General features: G+C 73.7%; 16 protein-coding genes. 10 read left to right on the top strand and 6 right to left on the bottom strand.

All coding sequences use genetic code 11. From position 1 onward, the window contains the following. Nucleotides 1-17: 17 nt before the first annotated feature. A complete protein-coding gene (locus HBO46_RS15600) occupies nucleotides 18-623 on the bottom strand; it encodes an O-methyltransferase (RefSeq protein WP_317983882.1) in 606 nt (201 codons plus the stop codon). A gap of 309 nt (nucleotides 624-932) precedes the next feature. On the opposite strand from HBO46_RS15600, the gene sigE reads away from it, so the two are divergent. From sigE to HBO46_RS15585, 3 genes are read left to right on the top strand one after another with little or no spacing between them, the layout of a single operon-like run. Beyond that, nucleotides 933-1,568 carry an RNA polymerase sigma factor SigE gene (sigE, locus tag HBO46_RS15595; RefSeq protein WP_166133324.1) on the top strand — a complete coding sequence of 212 codons (636 nt, stop codon included), beginning with the start codon at nucleotides 933-935 and terminating at the stop codon, nucleotides 1,566-1,568. After that, the gene (locus HBO46_RS15590; protein ID WP_166133322.1) at nucleotides 1,565-2,047 is read left to right on the top strand and encodes an anti-sigma factor family protein; all 483 of its coding nucleotides are present in this window, start codon (nucleotides 1,565-1,567) and stop codon (nucleotides 2,045-2,047) included. Before sigE ends, HBO46_RS15590 begins: the two co-directional genes overlap by 4 nt. 48 nt (nucleotides 2,048-2,095) lie before the next feature. After that, nucleotides 2,096-3,394 carry a S1C family serine protease gene (locus HBO46_RS15585; RefSeq protein WP_166133320.1) on the top strand — a complete coding sequence of 433 codons (1,299 nt, stop codon included), beginning with the start codon at nucleotides 2,096-2,098 and terminating at the stop codon, nucleotides 3,392-3,394. 24 nt (nucleotides 3,395-3,418) lie between these two features. On the opposite strand, the gene HBO46_RS15580 is transcribed toward HBO46_RS15585, so the two are convergent. Then, nucleotides 3,419-3,667 carry a helix-turn-helix domain-containing protein gene (locus HBO46_RS15580; protein WP_166133318.1) on the bottom strand — a complete coding sequence of 83 codons (249 nt, stop codon included), beginning with the start codon at nucleotides 3,665-3,667 and terminating at the stop codon, nucleotides 3,419-3,421. A 101-nt stretch (nucleotides 3,668-3,768) separates the two neighbouring features. Between HBO46_RS15580 and HBO46_RS15575 the strand changes: the two genes are divergently transcribed. After that, complete coding sequence (locus tag HBO46_RS15575; protein WP_166133316.1) at nucleotides 3,769-4,431, top strand: CpaB family protein; 663 nt, start codon at nucleotides 3,769-3,771, stop codon at nucleotides 4,429-4,431. Between the two features lie 3 nt (nucleotides 4,432-4,434). Beyond that, nucleotides 4,435-5,709 carry an AAA family ATPase gene (locus HBO46_RS15570; protein ID WP_166133314.1) on the top strand — a complete coding sequence of 425 codons (1,275 nt, stop codon included), beginning with the start codon at nucleotides 4,435-4,437 and terminating at the stop codon, nucleotides 5,707-5,709. Here HBO46_RS15570 and HBO46_RS15565 read toward each other — a convergent pair. Together HBO46_RS15565 and HBO46_RS15560 are read right to left on the bottom strand one after the other, a co-directional pair. Next, a complete protein-coding gene (locus tag HBO46_RS15565; protein ID WP_166133312.1) occupies nucleotides 5,672-7,042 on the bottom strand; it encodes a hypothetical protein in 1,371 nt (456 codons plus the stop codon). The two genes, HBO46_RS15570 and HBO46_RS15565, sit on opposite strands and share 38 nt — an antisense overlap. A 1-nt stretch (nucleotide 7,043) precedes the next feature. Next, nucleotides 7,044-7,409, bottom strand: a complete 366-nt coding sequence (locus HBO46_RS15560; RefSeq protein WP_166133310.1) for a hypothetical protein — start codon at nucleotides 7,407-7,409, stop codon at nucleotides 7,044-7,046. Between the two features lie 155 nt (nucleotides 7,410-7,564). Between HBO46_RS15560 and HBO46_RS15555 the strand changes: the two genes are divergently transcribed. The 3 genes from HBO46_RS15555 (at nucleotide 7,565) to pruA (ending at nucleotide 11,049) form a co-directional block, all read left to right on the top strand. Beyond that, the gene (locus tag HBO46_RS15555) at nucleotides 7,565-9,010 is read left to right on the top strand and encodes a WS/DGAT/MGAT family O-acyltransferase (RefSeq protein ID WP_166133309.1); all 1,446 of its coding nucleotides are present in this window, start codon (nucleotides 7,565-7,567) and stop codon (nucleotides 9,008-9,010) included. After that, complete coding sequence (locus tag HBO46_RS15550) at nucleotides 9,007-9,351, top strand: DUF6912 family protein (protein ID WP_166133307.1); 345 nt, start codon at nucleotides 9,007-9,009, stop codon at nucleotides 9,349-9,351. The genes HBO46_RS15555 and HBO46_RS15550 overlap by 4 nt, the downstream gene beginning before the upstream one ends. A 63-nt stretch (nucleotides 9,352-9,414) precedes the next feature. Continuing rightward, nucleotides 9,415-11,049: an L-glutamate gamma-semialdehyde dehydrogenase gene (gene pruA / locus HBO46_RS15545; RefSeq protein WP_166133305.1), complete on the top strand. Its 1,635-nt coding sequence runs from the start codon at nucleotides 9,415-9,417 to the stop codon at nucleotides 11,047-11,049. 3 nt (nucleotides 11,050-11,052) lie between these two features. Here the strand turns inward: pruA and HBO46_RS15540 are convergent, their stop codons facing one another. Next, on the bottom strand, nucleotides 11,053-11,541 hold the full coding sequence (locus HBO46_RS15540; RefSeq protein ID WP_166133303.1) for a DUF2505 domain-containing protein: 489 nt from the start codon (nucleotides 11,539-11,541) through the stop codon (nucleotides 11,053-11,055). An 89-nt stretch (nucleotides 11,542-11,630) separates the two neighbouring features. Here HBO46_RS15540 and HBO46_RS15535 point away from each other — a divergent pair, with 89 nt between their 5' ends. Together HBO46_RS15535 and HBO46_RS15530 are read left to right on the top strand one after the other, a co-directional pair. Continuing rightward, nucleotides 11,631-12,434 carry a tryptophan 2,3-dioxygenase gene (locus tag HBO46_RS15535; RefSeq protein WP_166133301.1) on the top strand — a complete coding sequence of 268 codons (804 nt, stop codon included), beginning with the start codon at nucleotides 11,631-11,633 and terminating at the stop codon, nucleotides 12,432-12,434. A gap of 82 nt (nucleotides 12,435-12,516) precedes the next feature. After that, nucleotides 12,517-17,409 (top strand): NAD-glutamate dehydrogenase, encoded by a 4,893-nt coding sequence (locus HBO46_RS15530; protein ID WP_317983881.1) that lies wholly within the window; start codon nucleotides 12,517-12,519, stop codon nucleotides 17,407-17,409. A 117-nt stretch (nucleotides 17,410-17,526) separates the two neighbouring features. On the opposite strand, the gene HBO46_RS15525 is transcribed toward HBO46_RS15530, so the two are convergent. Further along, on the bottom strand, nucleotides 17,527-17,802 hold the full coding sequence (locus HBO46_RS15525) for a hypothetical protein (RefSeq protein WP_166133299.1): 276 nt from the start codon (nucleotides 17,800-17,802) through the stop codon (nucleotides 17,527-17,529). Nucleotides 17,803-17,888: the final 86 nt, after the last annotated feature.

Genomic DNA, 17,888 nt, shown 5'->3' with positions numbered 1-17,888 from the left:
AGGGGAGCGCCCGAGCCTCAGTGGGTCTCGGGGTTCCACTCCTTCTTCGCGAGCAGCAGCCCGTCGCCGACGGGGAGGAGCAGGGAGACGAGCTCGTCGTGGGCGGCGATCTCCTTGCCCAGCTCGCGGATGGCCACGGTCTCCTCGTCACGCTGGGAGGGGTCGGCCACGCGGTCGTGCCACAGGGCGTTGTCGAAGGCCACCACGCCGCCGGGCCGCAGCAGGCGCATCGCCTCGGCGAGGTAGGCGGAGTACTCCGTCTTGTCGCCGTCGCAGAAGACCAGGTCGTAGTGGCCGTCGGTCAGGCGCGGGAGCACGTCGAGGGCCGCGCCGGAGATCGTCCGGGCGCGGTTGGTGGGGATCCCAGCCTCGGTGAAGGACTGGCGGGCGAGGCGCTGGTGCTCGGTCTCGATGTCCACGGTGGTGAGCACGCCGTCGGCGCGCATGCCCCGCAGCAGCCAGAGCCCGGAGACCCCGGTGCCGGTGCCGACCTCGACGACGGCGCGGGCCTCGAGCACGGAGGCGAGGAAGCGCAGGGCTGCGCCGCTGCCGGAACCGATGGGGACGACACCGACCTCGGCGGCGCGGGCCCGCGCCGCGGCGAGGACGTCGTCCTCGGGCACGTAGGTCTCGGCATGAGCCCAGCTCGATGCCTGGACGGGCTTCGTCGGCGGGGTGGTGGTGATGTCTGCCTCCTGGGTACGGCGCCCGCCCGGTGACGGGCAGGTCGCGGACGTGCACGGCCACCGTACAAGGCAGAGTGGTCTGGGGAACATCGTCTCCGTGTCGTTCGTTCAGCACCACAAGAACGATCCGGCGCCTCGGGCTCCGGTCAGGTTCCTCTCAGGCAACAGCCCTAGCGTGAGGAAGGTCAGGCGCCAGTGCGGACGAGGTACGCGAGACCAGCCGAGTCGCGCGGCGAAGGAGCAGGGATGGACACCCACCAGGAGCGGGACGTCGACACCTCCGGCGAGGTGCCCACCTGGGACGAGGTCGTCGAGCGCCACTCCGACCGCGTCTACCGCCTCGCCTACCGCCTGACCGGCGACCGCCACGACGCCGAGGACCTCACCCAGGAGGTCTTCGTCCGGGTGTTCCGCTCGCTGTCGACCTACACACCGGGCACCTTCGAGGGCTGGCTGCACCGGATCACCACCAACCTCTTCCTCGACCAAGCCCGCCGCAAGCAGCGCATCCGCTTCGACGCGCTCTCCGATGCCCGCGCCGACCGGCTGACCAGCAGCTCGCTGCCCCCGGAGGCGGCCTACACCGAGCAGCGCTTCGACGACGACGTCGAGTCCGCGCTCGCCATCCTGCCTCCGGACTTCCGCGCCGCGGTCGTGCTGTGCGACGTCGAGGGGCTGCCCTACGAGGAGATCGCCGACATCCTCGGCGCCAAGCTCGGCACCGTGCGCTCCCGCATCCACCGCGGCCGCGCGATGCTGCGCACCGCGCTCGCACATCGGGCGCCGGCCGCCGGTCGCACCCGCTACTCCGGCCCGGTCCCGGACCTCCTCACCCCGGCCGACGTCGCCACCGGCCGGGCGCTCGGACGGGGCGCGCAGTGATCGGTCACCTCGGCACCCGCGTCAGCGCGCTGCTCGACGGCCAGCTCACCGAGGCCGAGGCCGACCGCGCCTGGGCCCACGTGCACCAGTGCCACAGCTGCCGCGACCAGGTGGAGCGCGAGGGCTGGGTCAAGACCCGGCTCGCCGGGCTGGCCCTGGGCGGTGCCCAGGCGCCCGACGGCCTGAAGGGCTCGCTGCGCGGGGCCCTCGCCGTGACGCACCCGGGCCCGGCCCTCGGCGTACCGCCAGGCGATGCCTACCTGGCCCTGGCGACCGCGCCGGCCCACCGGTCCCGTCGCGCGGTCGTCGCCGTCGGCAGCGGCGCTCTCGGCGCCGCCGTCCTGGGCGTGGTCGTGATGAGCACCGGCCCCGCCTCGGCCCCCCAGCCCGACCGCACGCCCGCACCGGCGTCGGTCAACCAGGTGACCCCCTCGCACGGGCCCACGCCGCTGCTCGGACCGGTACGCCGCCAGCCCTGAGACCCGGCCACGGTGCCGTGATTTCGGGGTGCAGGCGATGATGGCGGGGTGAACGACCACGACGAGCCCGCGCCCCGGCCCGCACCCGACGAGGGTGAGCCGACCCAGCCGATCGCGCCGTCGGCCGCGGCACCGAGCTGGACGCCGCCCGCTGGGCCGCGGCCGGTGGCGCCTCCGCCGCCGTGGGCGGGCTACGGAGCGCCGCCGACCGCGCCGCTGCCGCCGCCCGACCCTGCGCACCGGCGCGCCCGTCCCAGCGGCTGGGTGTGGCCGACCGTCGCCGCGCTCGCGCTCGTGGTCGGAGTGCTCGGCGGCTACGGCGGCTCCGTGCTCCACGACGAGCTGGCCGAGCGTGACCCCGGCACGGTGAGTGCCGGGCTCGCGGGGGTCGACCTCGTGGAGCTGCCGCCGCTGGACGGCGAGGAGGGCTCGGTCGCCGCGGTCGCCCAGGCGCTCCTGCCGAGCACCGTGCAGATCCTGGCGCAGGTCGACGGCGAGGGCGGTGCCACCGGCTCCGGCTTCGTGCTGGACAAGCAGGGACACATCGTCACCAACAACCACGTCGTCGCCGACGCCACCCGGGGCGACGACTCGATCACGATCGTCGACCAGGACGGCAGCCGCTACTCCGCCGAGGTCGTGGGACGCAGCCCGGTCTACGACCTCGCCGTGCTGTACGCCGAGGACGCCAAGGACCTGACCCCGGCCGCGCTGGGCGCCTCGCAGGCGCTGCGGGTGGGGGAGACGGTCGTCGCCATCGGGTCGCCGCTCGGGCTGAGCTCGACGGTGACCGCCGGCATCGTCAGCGCCCTCCAGCGCCCGGTCACCACCGGGGACTCGGCCAACGACTCCTCCTACATCAACGCCGTCCAGACCGACGCCGCGATCAACCCCGGCAACTCCGGCGGGCCGCTGGTCAACCTGCGCGGCCAGGTGGTCGGGGTGAACTCCGCGATCGCCACCACCGGCGGCACCCTGCTCGGCAGCGAGTCGGGCAACATCGGCGTGGGCTTCGCGATCCCGATCGAGCAGGTCCGGATCACCGCCGACCAGATCCTGCGCACCGGAGAGGCGCGCTACCCCGTGATCGGCGCAAAGGTCCAGACCGGTCGGCGCGAGGGCGCGGGGGCGGAGATCGACTCCGTCATGGCCGGCAGCCCCGCCGAGGACAGCGGCCTGCGCGCCGGTGATCTGGTGGTGGCCATCGACGGCGAGCGGGTGAGCGACGGCATCGCGCTGATCGTGGCGATCCGCACCCACCAGCCGGGCGAGACGGTGGAGTTCACCGTCCTGCGCGACGGCGAGGAGCGGCGGGTCGAGGTCGAGCTCGACTCCGAGGTGGGCTGACCCGCGCCGCGGGCGTGGATCGGCTCAGTGGTGCGGATCTGCGCTCGGTTCGGCCTCCACGAACGGGTGCTCGTCGACGAACGTGCGGGTCTCGGCGTACATCCGCGCGATGAACTCCTCCAGCTGGCTGGACTCCACGCGCCACTGCCCCCGCCCGCCGATCTTGATCGCCGGCAGCTCGCCGCGGCGGACCAGCGCGTAGACCTGCGCCGCGGAGGTGTTGAGGACCTCGGCCACGTCGGCGAGGGTGAGGAAGCGGGGCGTGCCAGCCATGGCCACATCGTCGCACCCGGTCGCCCCTGCGGACAGCACTTCGGCCCGGTCCTGTGGAGGGGCAGGTGTCCACGGCGGCCGCGCTGGGCATGATGGGCGCCGTGTCCAGAGCACCCGGTCAGGTCGTCAGGTCCGCCGTCCCGGCGGCCACCCGCATGCGCCGGCCGGGGTGGCGGGACCCGCGCCTGTGGGCCGGGGTGGCGCTCGTCGCGGTCTCGGTCGTCGTGGGCTCGCGGGTGCTGGCCGCCGCCGACGACCGGGTGCCGGTCTGGGCGGTCGCCGCCGACCTGGGCGCCGGCGACGTGCTCACCGCCGACGACCTGGTCGCCCACGACGTGGGCTTCGCCGACCGGGCCCGCCTGGAGGGCTACTTCACCGCCGACGACCAGATCCCGGCCGACCTGCGGCTGCTGCGCCCGGTCGGGGCCGGCGAGCTGCTGCCGCGCTCCGCGGTCGGACCCGCCGCCGACGCCGGCACGGTCCAGGTCCCGGTCGCCGTGGACCAGGTCCCGCCGGCCGTCGGACCGGGCTCGACGGTCGACGTCTACCTCGTCGCCGGGGCGGGGGCCGACCCGGCGACGCCGGCCGCCGGCCCGGCGCTCGACGACGTGGCGGTGGTCGAGGTGCCGGCCACCGACGACGCCTACGGGGTCAGCGGCCGGCGCCAACTGGTGCTCGCGGTCGAGGAGACCGACGTGGCCGCGTTCTTCGAGCGGCTCGGCCGCAGCGGCGACGCGGTCGTCACCGTGACCCTGGGCAGGTGAGCGGTGCGGGGCCCCGTCGTCGTCCTGGTGGTCGCGGCCGGTGCCGCGTGGGAGTCACGGGCGATGACGCTGCTGGGGGAGACCCCCGGCGTGGTGGTGCTCAAGCGGTGCGTGGACGTCGACGACCTGCTCGCCGCCGCCTCCGCGGGCCAGGCCGACGTGGCGGTCGTCGGGCTCGACGCGCCCGGGCTGGACGGGGCGGCGATCGACCACCTGCGCGCCCACGCCGTGCACGCGGTGGCGGTCACGCCCCGCTCGACTCCCGCGGACGCCGCGCGGCTGCACGCCGCGCGCCTCGGTCTCGCCTCGGCGCTCGAGGAGGACGGGCTCGACGACCTGCCCGCCGCGGTCCTGGCCGCAGGTGAGCAGGCCCCGTCGCCGCCGAGCGCCTCGGTGGACCGAGACGGCGTGGTGCACGCGCACGACGGTGCGGCGGACCCCGACCCGGCGCGCCCGGGCCGGGTCGTCGCGGTGTGGGGGCCGGCCGGCGCCCCCGGGCGCTCCACGGTCGCGGTCGCGCTGGCCGCGGAGCTCGCCCGGCGCGGGCTGCGCACCGTGCTCGTCGATGCCGACCCGCACGCGGCGAGCCTGGCCCAGCAGCTCGGCATCCTCGACGAGGTCTCGGGCCTGCTCGCCGCCGCCCGGCTGGCCTCCGCGGGTCAGCTCGCTGGGCGGTTCGCCACCGTGCAGCGGGCCCTGGGCGAGCACCTCTCGGTGGTCACCGGGCTGCCGCGCCCGGACCGCTGGCCCGAGGTGCGCCCCGGCGCGCTCGAGGTGCTCCTCGACGTGGCTCGAGCGAGCGGGCAGGTGGTCGTGGACACGGGGGCGAGCCTGGAGACCGATCCGCTGGCCGACGTCGGGCCGCGACCGGCGCGCAACCAGCTCACCCTGGCGGCGCTGGAGACGGCCGACGAGGTGGTGGTGGTCGGCACCCCTGACCCGGTCGGGCTGGCGCGGTTGGCCCGCGGGCTGGTGGAGCTTCGCGAGAGCGGCGTGCGGGCGCCGGTGCGCGTGGTGCTGAACCGGATGCGACCGACCCTGGGCTGGTCCGAGCAGGACGTGGCGGGGATGGTGTCGGGGTTCGTGCCGCTCGCCGGGCTGCACTTCCTGCCCGAGGACCGGGCCGCGACCGACCGCGCGCTGGTCACCGGACGCACCCTCCTCGACGGCGGGGAGTCCGCGCTGGCGCGCGGGGTGGGGCTCCTCGCCGACGCCCTGCTCGGGACGCCGGCGAGGACCGTCAGGACGCGAAGAGCAGGTAGAGCCCGCCGGCGGTGAAGGCCACCATCGCGAACAGCAGCGGGAGCTGGCCGGTGAGCTGGTGGCGCGGCGGCAGCAGCCGGACCGCGCGGTCGTGTGCCGCGATCACGCCGAGCACGTGGCCGATCACCACCGCGACGACCTTGAGGTTGGCGATGAACGTCGGGTGGTCGGCGAGGCCGTAGTTCACCTTCCAGTCGCCGGTGCCGAAGAGGTTGCTGCCGTTGCTGAGCGGGTCGCTGGCCTGGATCAGCGTCAGCTGTCCCATCTCCACCAGGTAGGTGAAGTAGTGGGCCACGATGTAGCCCACGATGATCGGCACGATCGAGTGCGCGAACTGGTTCGGCAGCTGGCGGCGCACCGCCCAGCGGCCGCGCGCGCCACCTTCGGGGTCCGCCAGCACACCGGTCGCCATCGTCGCGACCACGAAGATCAGGCCGACGAGCAGCACCATGGCGAGCAGGCCGAAGGTGCCGATCCACTCGCCCAGCCACGGGGTGGTCGTGATCGTCTCGTTGTTCTGGATGAACTTCAGCCAGTACGTGCTCTCCCGGAACGAGTCGTAGCCGGTGCTGCCGAACAGCACCGCCACCACGGCCACCAGTCCGGGCCCGACCTCGACGGAGTCGAGGTTGGACAGCGGCGTCCGCACGACCAGCTGGCCCTCGCGCACGCCCCAGATCGACAGCTTCGCGACCAGCGTGGAGTAGACCTCGAAGGGGTCGGCCTTCTCGTAGAAGGTGTTGCCGAAGAGCGCACCGCCGATCAGCATGATCGCGACGTACGCCGCGCACCACAGCCGCACCGGACCGAGCTCGGTGGAGTAGACGTAGGCCAGCTCGAGCCACACGAACGCGAAGAGCCCGACGGCGGCGGGCCAGTACCCCAGCCGCGCGGGGTACTCCCACAGCCCGCGGTCGGGGTCGGAGCCGGTGAGCCGGGCGACGAGGAGGTTGATGGTGCGGACCGGGCTGATCGCCTTCCAGACCGGGCCCAGGAAGAACGAGGCGGGCACCAGTCCCACCCACCACCAGACGTAGAAGATCCCGAAGATCGGGTTCGTCAGCAGGTTCTCGCCGAAGAGCGCGGCGATGGCGGCGAAGACGAACAGCGCCATGCCGAGCACCCGAGCGCCCACGCGGAACGGCGTGGACTGCACGAACCGGCCCAGCGTCGGCACCGGGCGGCCGCTGCGCGGGCCGTCGAAGCGCGGCGTACGCCACGCCACGGCGAGGACCGTGAAGGAGACCACCAGCGCCGCGACCGCGCCGGCGATCGCCAGCTCGGGGGTGATCGGCAGGTCCTTTGCCCCGCCGATGCCGTGCGCCAGTGTCAGTCCGTCGGCGGGCACCTCAGCGGATCTCGAGCAGGACGACCACGACGTCGGGGTCGTGGGTCTCCACCTCGATGCGGCCCGGGGACTCGTCGAGGGCGAGGTCCAGGGTGCTGACGCCCTTGTTGTACGGCAGGGTCTGGCCGTCACCGTCGGTGTGGACGTGCAGCTCGCCGGCCTTGTCGGCGTCCATCAGGAACTCGACGTCCTGGCCGCGCTCGAGCTCGACCCGCTCGCCGTTGGGGGTGACCGTGCCGTCCTGGATGGTCACCTCGATCACCTTCGGCTCGGCGTCGCCCGCGGGGGCGTCGCTGTCGTCATCGCCGCAGGCGGCGAAGAACAGGCAGGTGGCGAGGACCGCGGGGACCGCGATCGAACGGCGCATGGGGGACAAATTCCTCATCCTCTTCACGGTGGTCGGCGGGCGCCGGCACGTGTCGGGCGGAGGGTGCGCCGCCCGGGTGCCGATGTCTGCCAGAATCCCATGCGTGGCAAGTGGGGGTCAGGGTGGCCCGGACCGGCGAGGGAAGGGCGTGGCAGATGAGTGAGCGACTGCGCCCCCGGGACCTGGCGATGCTGGCCGAGGAGACGCCGGCGTCCCCGATGCACAACGCCACCGTCGAGATCTTCGATCCGGGGGAGAGCGGTTTCGACCACGAGCGCCTCCGTGACCTGATCTCCGAGCGGATCTCCTTCGTGCCGCGCTATCGCCAGCGCCTGCAGACGGTGCCCGGCCGCCTGGCCAACCCGGTGTGGGTCGACGACCCGCACTTCGACCTGGAGTTCCACGTGCGGCGCTCGGCGCTGCCGCGACCCGGCAACGCCGACCAGCTGCGCGAGCTGGTGGCCCGCATCGTGTCGCGGCCGCTCGACCGCAACCGCCCGCTGTGGGAGGTCTACTTCATCGAGGGCCTGTCCGAGGGACGGGTCGCGCTGCTCTACAAGTCTCACCAGGTGCTGGTGGACGGCGTGCACACCGTCGAGCTCGGCCAGGTGCTGCTGGACACGTCCCCGGAGCCCAAGGAGCTCGGCACCGACCCGTGGCGCCCGCGCCGCGGTCCCTCGCCGAGCTCGCTGGTGGTCGGCGCGCTGCGTGACCACCTCCGCGACCCCGCGACCCTGCTCGACACCGCCCGCAGTCGCGCGGACGAGGTCCTCCGCGGCGCCGACGAGTCGGCCCACCGGTTCGCCCGGGTCGCCTCCGGGCTGTCCGGCAGGCCCCCCGAGCGGATCACCCCGCTCAGCGGCCCCCTCTCCCAGCAGCGCCGCGTCGTGGGTGTCGTGCGCCCCCTGGAGGACCACCGCCGCATCCGCACCGCGCACGGCGGCACCGTCAACGACGTGGTGCTGGCCAGCGTCGCCGGCGGCCTGCGCGCCTGGCTGATGAACCGTGCGGAGTCGCTGGCCGGGGTGCGCAAGGTGCGCGCCGTCGTGCCGGTCTCGGTCATCGACGAGGAGCTCGAGGCGACCTCGCTGGGATCGCAGATCGCCGCCCACGAGGTCGACCTGCCGGTGGGCGAGCCCAGCCCCGTGGTCCGGCTGCACCAGGTCTCCTACTCCTTCAAGGTGCACCAGGAGACCGGTCGCGCGGTCGCGGCGAACCGGCTCGCGGGCATCGCCGGCTTCGCCCCCGCGACCTTCCACGCCATCGGCGCCCGGGTGGCGGCCGCGGAGCGGCGCCGGGGCTTCCACCTCACCGTGACCAACGTGCCCGGCCCGCAGACACCGCTGTACGCCGCCGGCGCCCGGATGGTGGCGACCTATCCGGTCCCGTCGCTGCTGCCGGGCCAGTCGGTCGCCATCGGCGTGACGTCGTACGACGGGCAGGTCTACTACGGCATCACCGCCGACCGGGACCTGGTCCCGGACGCCGACGTGCTCGCCCAGAGCATCGGCGAGGCGCTCGACGAGCTGCTCGACACCGTGACCGGCGGCCGGCCCAAGGCGCCGCGCGGGCGCCGGCGTACCAAGGAGAAGCAGTCGTGAGCACCCGGGTCTACGTCCCCACCACCCTCGAGGGGCTCGCCGCCCACGTCGCGGCCGGCGAGGTGCCGGCCGGTGAGGACCGGTTCGTCGCACCCGACGAGACCGAGGAGGGCGAGTACGCCGCGCTCACCGAGGCCGCCCTGGCCTCCGCGGAGCTGCTGGGCGCCCCCGGGCGGCGCGTCGTCCTGGTCGCGGAGGTCGCCGACCCCGACGGGCCGGTGCCGCTGGGGGACCTGGTGGCGGTCCACGTCGACATCGACGCCGAGCCCGACCCCGACGACGACCTGGCCTGGTTCGCCACCCAGGAGATCCCGCACCTGCTCGACGGCTCCGCCTTCTGAAGCGACCGCGGCCGCCGGGGCGAAACCCTTGGTGGGCCGTCGGGCGGGTGAGACAGTCGACGCATGGACGCCCTCACGACGCCGCCCACCCCCGTCAACGAGCCGATCCTGACCTACGCGCCCGGCAGCGCGGAGCGCGCGGCGCTGCGCACCGAGCTCGAGCGCCTGTCGGCCGGCTCCCGCGACCTGCCCGCCCACATCGGCGGCCGCTGGGTCTCCGGCAAGGGTGAGGAGATCCCGGTCGTGCAGCCCCACGACCACGGCCACGTGCTCGGCGTGACGCGCGCCAGCACCCACGACGACGCGCGCGCGGCCCTGGACGCCGCCCGGGCCGCGGCGCCCGGCTGGCGCGCCCTGCCCGCCGAGGAGCGCAGCGCCGTCCTGCTCCGGGCCGCCGACCTGCTGTCCGGGCCGTGGCGCCAGCGGCTCAACGCCGCCACGATGCTCGGCCAGTCCAAGACGGTGGTGCAGGCCGAGATCGACAGCGCCTGCGAGCTCATCGACTTCTGGCGCTTCAACGTCCACTACGCCGCCCAGATCCGCGCCGAGCAGCCGATCGCCCACAGCCCCGGCGTGTGGAACCGCACCGACCACCGCCCGCTCGAGGGGGTGGTCTACGCGATCACGCCGTTCAACTTCACCGCCATCGCCGGCAACCTGCCCACCGCGCCCGCGCTGATGGGCAACACGGTGATCTGGAAGCCCTCACCGACCCAGCAGCTCGCCGCCTCGCTGACCATGGAGCTGCTCGAGGAGGCCGGGCTGCCGCCCGGGGTGATCAACATGCTGCCCGGCGACGGGGTGGCCGTCTCCGACGTGGTGCTGGGCGACCCCGACCTGGCCGGCATCCACTTCACCGGCTCCACCCCGACCTTCCAGCACCTGTGGCGCACGGTGGGGGAGAACATCGCCTCCTACCGCACCTACCCCCGGCTGGTCGGGGAGACCGGCGGCAAGGACTTCGTCGTCGCCCACCCCTCCGCGGACCCCGCGGCGCTGCGCACCGCGCTGATCCGCGGCGCCTTCGAGTACCAGGGGCAGAAGTGCTCGGCCGCCTCGCGTGCGTACGTCGCGCGCTCGGTGTGGGACCGGATCCGCGACGACCTGGTCGCCGAGGTGGAGAGCCTGAGCATGGGCGACGTGCGCGACCTGTCGCACTTCATGGGCGCGGTCATCGACGCCCGCGCGTTCGCCAAGCACGAGGCGGCGATCTCGCGCGCCCGGGCCACGGACTCGCTGCGGGTGCTGGCCGGCGGCGAGTGCGACGACTCGGTCGGGTGGTTCGTGCGCCCCACCGTGGTCGAGGGCGGGGACCCGACCGACGAGATGTTCCGCACCGAGTACTTCGGCCCGATCCTGGCCGTCCACGTCTACGACGACGGCGACTTCGAGACGGTCGTGGACCAGATGGAGTCCTCGGCGCCGTACGCGCTGACCGGTGCCGTGGTGGCCCGGGACCGGCGCGCGATCACCTGGGCCAGCGAGCGGCTGCGCTTCGCCGCCGGCAACTTCTACGTCAACGACAAGCCGACCGGTGCGGTCGTGGGCCAGCAGCCCTTCGGCGGCGGCCGGGCGTCGGGCACCAACGACAAGGCCGGCGCCGCGAGCAACCTGCTGCGCTGGACCTCGCCGCGCTCGATCAAGGAGACCTTCGTGCCCCCGACCGACCACCGCTACCCGCACATGGAGAGCGACTGACGCTCAGGCCGAGCGGGTGAGGCGCTCGCGCCCGACGGTGTTCTCCACCGACAGCGCCTTGACCAGCATCTCGCCGACCAGCTTCTCGACCTTGCCGGCCACCAGCGGGATCCGGACCCGCACGTCGAGCTCGACCTGCTGGGCGGTGACGCCGCCGGACTCGGTGAGCACGATGCTGCCGCTGATCTCGCCGGGCTTGCCCGGGATCGTGATCTCGACGTCCGCGCGGTCCGACGCCGCCCAGGTCTCGACCTGCACGATCCGGATCGAGTCGCCCACGATCCGGGTGGCGAAGGACGGCAGGCCGGCCGCGGACTGCACCTGCTCGATGGTGATCCGGTGCCCGGTCGGCAGCGGCTCGAGGCTGGCCGCGGAGCTGACCACCTTGCACCGCGCGCACACCTCCTGGCGGAAGTCGGGGTCGAGCAGCATCGCGTGCACGTGGGCGAGCGGCGCGTCGTAGGTCAGGGTGTGGCTCACGCGGGTGCCCATGGGCTTGGTTCTCTCCTTCACGGCGGTGCGGGACGTGCGCGATCGTGCCATGCGTCGCGATCGCGGGCCGCGCGGGCTACGGTGCCCGGATGGACGCCGATCCGCGCGAGTCGTTCGTCTCCTTCGGGGAGCAGGGGGCCCAGCTGACCTACGGCAGCTACCTGCGGCTGCCGCAGCTGCTGGACGCCCAGCACCTGGAGTCCGACCCGCCGGCCCACGACGAGCTGCTGTTCATCACCATCCACCAGGTCTACGAGCTGTGGTTCAAGCAGCTGCTGCACGAGCTCGGCGCGGCCCGCGACGCGATGAGCGCGGGGCGCGGGTGGTGGGCGCGGCACCTGCTCCACCGGGTGCACGTCATCGAGCGGGTGCTGGTCCAGCAGGTCGACGTGCTGGAGACGATGACGCCGCAGGACTTCCTGGAGTTCCGCCAGCGGCTCGCGCCGGCCAGCGGCTTCCAGTCCGTGCAGTTCCGCGAGCTGGAGTTCCTCTCCGGCGCCCAGGACCCCGCCTACCTCGAGCGCTTCCGCGGGCTGAGCGCCGAGGAGGAGGAGCGGCTCGCCCGGCGTCTGGCCGAGCCGACGCTGTGGGACGCCTTCCTCGACGTGCTGCGCGCCCAGGGGCTCGATACCGGCACCGACGAGGCCGTGACCGCTTCGCTGCGCACGGCGTACCACGACAGGGCGCGGTACGCCGAGGTCTGGTCGCTCGCCGAGGCGCTGCTCCAGCACGACGAGCTGGCGGCGGCCTGGCGCGCCCGGCACGTGGTGATGGTCGAGCGGATGATCGGTGCCCGCTCGGGGACCGGCGGCTCCAGCGGCGCGACCTACCTGCGCGGACGGGTGCCGCTCCAGTACTACCCGCTGCTGTGGGAGCTCCGCTCGGCGCTCTGAGGTGGCCCCGTGACACGAACGGGTGAGGCCCGTACGGCGAGGAGAGTTGGCTGCGTCACACCCGCGGCCTAGGGTCAGGGGGGTGCCAGTGCCGACGCAGGTGGTCCAGAAGTCCGAGCTCGTCGAGCAGGCTGCCCAGGTGGCCCGCGGCAGCCGGGGCAGCGGAGGTCCGCCCCCCGAGGAGATCGACGCGCTGCTCGCGAACTACTACCGCCACGTGGCGCCCGAGGACATCCTGGGACGCGCCCCCGTCGACGTGTACGGCGCGTTGGCCAGCCACTACCGCCTGGCGAAGTCACGCCCGCAGGGCACCGCCGCGGTCCGGGTGGTGACCCCGACCCTGTCCGAGGACGGCTGGGCCGCGGCCGGCCACTCGGTGGTCGAGGTGGTCGTCGACGACATGCCGTTCCTCGTCGACTCCCTCACCATGGAGCTCTCGCGCCAGCAGCGCGAGGTGCACGTGGTGATCCACCCCCAGTTCGACGTGATGCGTGACATCACCGGCGAGCTGGTCTCCCTCGGCCCGGTGCGCGACGGTGCCCGGCCCCCGGAGCGAGGGGTGGTGCGCGAGTCCTGGATGCACATCGAGGTCGGCCGGATCGCCGACGGCGCCGACGTCGAGGAGGTCGTCGAGCGGGTCCAGGCGGTGCTGCGCGACGTGCGCGACGCCACCGAGGACTGGGCGCGCACCCGCGGCCGGATGCTGGAGATCGTCGCGGAGCTCGGCACCGAGCCGCCCCCCGGTCTCGACCCCGAGGAGGTCCGCCAGAGCCGCGAGCTCCTGCGCTGGCTGGCCGACGACCACTTCACCTACCTCGGCTACCGCGAGTACGAGCTGTGCCGCGACGACGGGCAGGACCGGCTGCGCGCGGTCCCCGGCACCGGGCTCGGCATCCTGCGCGCCGACCCGGACATGTCCGCGGAGGCCGGGGCGCTGCCGCCGCGGGTGCGGGCCAAGGCCCGGGAGAAGACCCTGCTGGTGCTGGCGAAGGCCAACTCTCGCGCCACCGTGCACCGCCCGGCGTACCTCGACTACGTCGGCGTGAAGGTGTTCGACGCGGCGGGCGAGGTCGTGGGGGAGCGTCGGTTCCTCGGCCTGCTGTCCAGCTCGGCGTACGCCGAGTCGCTGGTGCGGATCCCGCTGCTGCGCGAGCGCGCCGCGGCGGTGCTGCGGCGCAGCGGGTTCGACCCGCGCAGCTATGCCGGGCGGGCGCTGATGGACACCCTGGAGACCTATCCGCGCGACGAGCTGCTGCACACCAGCATCGACGAGCTCGCGCCGCTGGCCGAGGCCGCGATGCACGCCCGCGAGCGTCGGGCGGTGCGAGTGCTGACCCGCACCGACACCTACGGGCGCTACGTCTCGGTGCTCGTCTACCTCCCGCGCGACCGCTACAACACGACGGTGCGCGAGCGGTTCGCCCGGATCCTGCGCGACCAGCTGGGCGCGGTCTCCACCGAGTTCACCGTCGGCATCAACCAGTCCACCACCGCGCGGGTGCACTTCGTCGTCCACCTGCCGGAGGGCGCCGAGGCTCCGGAGATCGACACCGCCGACCTCGAGCGCCGCCTCGCGGAGGCCTCGCGCTCCTGGCACGACGACTTCCTCGGCGCGGTCATCAGCGAGTACGGCGAGGACGTCGGCGCCCGGCTGGGCCGCCGCCTCGTCGACGCCTGGCCGGAGGCCTACAAGGAGGACTTCTCCCCGCGCAGCGGGGCCGTCGACGCGGCGCGGCTCACCGCGATCCCGAGCGAGGAGGGCATCGACCTCGCCCTCTACACGACCCCGGACGCCGAGCACGGCGACATGCGGCTGAAGCTCTACCGGGTCGGGTCGGCGCTGTCGCTGTCGCACGTGCTGCCGATGCTCTCCTCGATGGGCGTCGAGGTGGTCGACGAGCGGCCCTACGAGCTCGAGGGCCAGGACCGCCGCTTCGTGATCTACGACTTCGGCCTGCGCCACGACGGCGAGATGCCGGCGCACGGCCACGAGCTGTTCCAGGACGCGGTGCGCGCGTCGTGGGAGGGCTTCAACGAGACCGACGGGTTCAACGCGCTGGTGCTCGGCGCCGGGCTGACCTGGCGCCAGGCCACCCTGCTGCGCGCCTACGCCAAGTACATGCGCCAAGGCGGCTCGCCGTTCGCGCTGTCGACGATCCAGCAGGCGCTGGTCGCCAACACCGACATCACCCGGCTGCTGGTGCGCCTCTTCGAGGCCCGCTTCGACCCCGCCTCCGGCCTGGAGCCGGAGGCCGAGGAGCGCGTGGCGCTGGTCGCCGGCCTCGAGCAGCAGATCGCGGCCGCGCTCGACGCCGTGGTGAGCCTGGACCACGACCGGGTGCTGCGCTCCTACCTGACCCACGTGCGCGCCACCCTGCGCACCAACTACTTCCGCCCCGTGGACGACGACCCGGACCGCGGGCCGCGCCCCTACATCTCGCTCAAGCTCGACGCCGCCGCGATCCCGGAGCTGCCCGAGCCGCGCCCGGCGTACGAGATCTTCGTGTACTCCCCGCGGGTCGAGGGCGTGCACCTGCGCTTCGGTGCCGTGGCGCGCGGCGGGCTGCGCTGGTCGGACCGGCGCGACGACTTCCGCACCGAGGTGCTCGGGCTGGTCAAGGCGCAGATGGTGAAGAACACCGTGATCGTCCCGGTCGGGGCGAAGGGCGGGTTCTACGCCAAGCAGCTGCCGCCGGCCCGGGACCGCGAGGCGTGGCTGGTCGAGGGGCAGGCCTGCTACCGCACCTTCATCTGCGGCCTGCTCGACGTCACCGACAACCGGGTGGACGCCAAGACCGTGCCGCCGCCGTACGTCGTGCGCCACGACGGCGACGACACCTACCTCGTGGTGGCGGCCGACAAGGGGACCGCCACCTTCTCCGACCTCGCCAACGCGGTGGCCGCCGACTACGACTTCTGGCTCGGAGACGCCTTCGCGTCGGGCGGGTCGGTCGGCTACGACCACAAGGCGATGGGCATCACCGCCCGTGGCGCCTGGGTCTCGGTGCAGCGCCACTTCCGCGAGCGTGGCATCGACTGCCAGCGCGAGGACTTCACCGCGGTCGGCATCGGCGACATGAGCGGCGACGTCTTCGGCAACGGCATGCTCTGCTCCGAGCACACCCGGCTGGTCGCGGCCTTCGACCACCGTGACATCTTCCTCGACCCGGCGCCCGACGCGGCGGTGTCGTACGCCGAGCGGCGCCGGCTCTTCGAGCTGCCCCGCAGCAGCTGGCAGGACTACGACCGCGAGCTGATCTCCGAGGGCGGCGGGGTGGTGTCCCGCTCGGCGAAGAAGGTCGAGATCACCCCGCAGGTGCGCACCGCGCTGGGCCTGGGCGACGACGTCGAGACGATGACGCCGGCCGAGCTGATGCGCGCGATCCTGTGCGCGCCGGTCGACCTGCTGTGGAACGGCGGCATCGGCACCTACGTCAAGGCCTCCACGGAGAGCCATGCCGACGCCGGGGACAAGTCCAACGACGTGATCCGCGTCGACGGCCGCGAGGTCCGCGCGGCCTGCGTCGGCGAGGGCGGCAACCTGGGCTTCACCCAGGCCGGCCGGGTCGAGTACGCCCGCGAGGGCGGCACCGGCACGGGCGGGCGGATCAACACCGACTTCATCGACAACTCCGCCGGCGTGGACACCTCCGACCACGAGGTGAACCTCAAGGTCCTGCTCGACCGGGTGGTGCGCGGTGGCGACCTGACCACCAAGCAGCGCAACACGCTGCTGGCCGAGATGACCGACGAGGTCGCCGCACTGGTGCTGCACGACAACGACGAGCAGAACCTCGCCCTGGCCAACGCGGCGCACCACGCGCCGTCGATGCTGCACGTGCACGAGGACTGGATCCGGCAGCTGGAGCGCCGCGGGGTGCTCAACCGCGAGCTGGAGGGGCTGCCGAGCCGGCGCGAGGTGAGCGCCCGCCTGGACCGCGGCGAGGGGCTGACCGTGCCCGAGCTGTCGGTGGTGATGGCCTGGACCAAGATCGTGCTGGCCGACGAGCTGCTCGCCACCGACCTGCCGGAGGACCCCTACCTGGCCCGCGAGCTGTCCAGCTACTTCCCCCAGGCGGTGCGCGAGGGGTTCCCCGAGCAGGTGCAGGCCCACCCGCTGCGCCGCGAGATCATCGTGACCCAGGTCGTCAACGACCTCGTCAACGGCGCGGGCACCACGTTCTGGCCGCGGCTGGCGGGGGAGACCACGGCGTCCGCCGAGGAGCTGACGCTGGCCAACTTCGTGGCCCGCGAGATGTTCGGCTCCCTGGAGCTGCGCCGCGAGATCGCCGGCTACGACAACCGCATCGACGCCGCCCTGCAGACCCGGATGCGCCTGGAGATGCGCACGCTGGTCGAGCGCGCCTCGCGTTGGCTGGTCACCACCCGCCGCGGGCCGCTGGACTGCATCGGCACCGTCGAGCGCTTCCGCGGGCCGGTGCAGGCGGTGCTCGCGCAGCTGCCGGACCTGATGGTCGGCCGCGAGCTCGCGGCGTACCGCTCCCGGCTGGAGCGGCTGGTCGGCGACGGGGTGCCCGAGGACCTCGCCTCCCGGGTCGCGGTGCTGGCGCCGGCCTCGATGCTGCTCGGGGTGATCGAGGTCGCCGACCGCGAGGGCCTCGACCCGGCCGAGGTGGTGCGGGTGCACTTCACCCTCGGCGAGCGGCTCGGGCTGCCGGGGCTCGGGCACCGCATCGCCTCGCTGCCGCGCGAGGACCGCTGGCAGACGATGGCCCGCGCGGCGCTGCGCGAGGACCTGTACGCCGTACACACCCAGCTGACCGCGCGGGTGCTCGAGGTCTCCTCGCCCGAGGACTCCGCGGCCGCCCGGGTCGCGACCTGGGAGGAGGTCGACCCCGCGGGGATCAGCCGGGCCGCCGAGACGCTCGGCGAGATCTGCGCCGACGACCAGACCGACCTGGCTCGGGTCTCCGTGGGGCTGCGGGTGGTCCGCGGGCTGCTCGCGTCTGGCTGAGGGGGCGGGCGCGAACCAGCTGTAACGCGGGGTTATTGACGCTGCACACGCCGTATGCCACGGGTGCAGCGTCCATAACCCCGCGTTACATGTGCGGGGAGGGCTTGGTGGGCGCCCTCAGGGAGCCGGCCACTCCGAGGTGCCGGTGGGCTCCTCGGGTGCCGGGGAGGTCGTGGCGACCTCCTGGGCGGGATCGTTCTCGGGGATCTCGTCGACGACGATCTCCGGGCCGTGGCCGTCCGGGCCCTCCTCGCGGTTCTCCTGCTCCTCGGGGTCGCGGTCCACGCGCTCGACCGCGTCGGCGGTGGAGATGTCCTCCTGCTCGGGCACGCCCTCGAGGTCGACGGGTCGGTCGCTGCCGGTGTGGCCGGGGCGGTTGATGTCGGGATGCATGCCGCCCGGTACCCGTGGTGGCGGGCGGGTGCACCTATCCGCGCAACTGCGCGGAAAAGCACCGGTCCGGCGGCGTACCAGGTGCT

It is taken from the genome of Nocardioides ochotonae, assembly GCF_011420305.2.
In the GTDB taxonomy this organism is placed as follows: domain Bacteria; phylum Actinomycetota; class Actinomycetes; order Propionibacteriales; family Nocardioidaceae; genus Nocardioides; species Nocardioides ochotonae.
This window is presented reverse-complemented; position numbering and strand designations above follow the sequence as displayed.

Coding starts and splice junctions, on each gene's coding strand:
- sigE (WP_166133324.1), top strand. CDS start 933: ATGGACACCCACCAGGAGCGGGACGTCGACACCTCCGGCGAGGTGCCC.
- HBO46_RS15580 (WP_166133318.1), bottom strand. CDS start 3,667: ATGGCTGGCACGCCCCGCTTCCTCACCCTCGCCGACGTGGCCGAGGTC.
- HBO46_RS15560 (WP_166133310.1), bottom strand. CDS start 7,409: ATGCGCCGTTCGATCGCGGTCCCCGCGGTCCTCGCCACCTGCCTGTTC.
- HBO46_RS15555 (WP_166133309.1), top strand. CDS start 7,565: ATGAGTGAGCGACTGCGCCCCCGGGACCTGGCGATGCTGGCCGAGGAG.
- pruA (WP_166133305.1), top strand. CDS start 9,415: ATGGACGCCCTCACGACGCCGCCCACCCCCGTCAACGAGCCGATCCTG.
- HBO46_RS15540 (WP_166133303.1), bottom strand. CDS start 11,541: ATGGGCACCCGCGTGAGCCACACCCTGACCTACGACGCGCCGCTCGCC.
- HBO46_RS15535 (WP_166133301.1), top strand. CDS start 11,631: ATGGACGCCGATCCGCGCGAGTCGTTCGTCTCCTTCGGGGAGCAGGGG.
- HBO46_RS15525 (WP_166133299.1), bottom strand. CDS start 17,802: ATGCATCCCGACATCAACCGCCCCGGCCACACCGGCAGCGACCGACCC.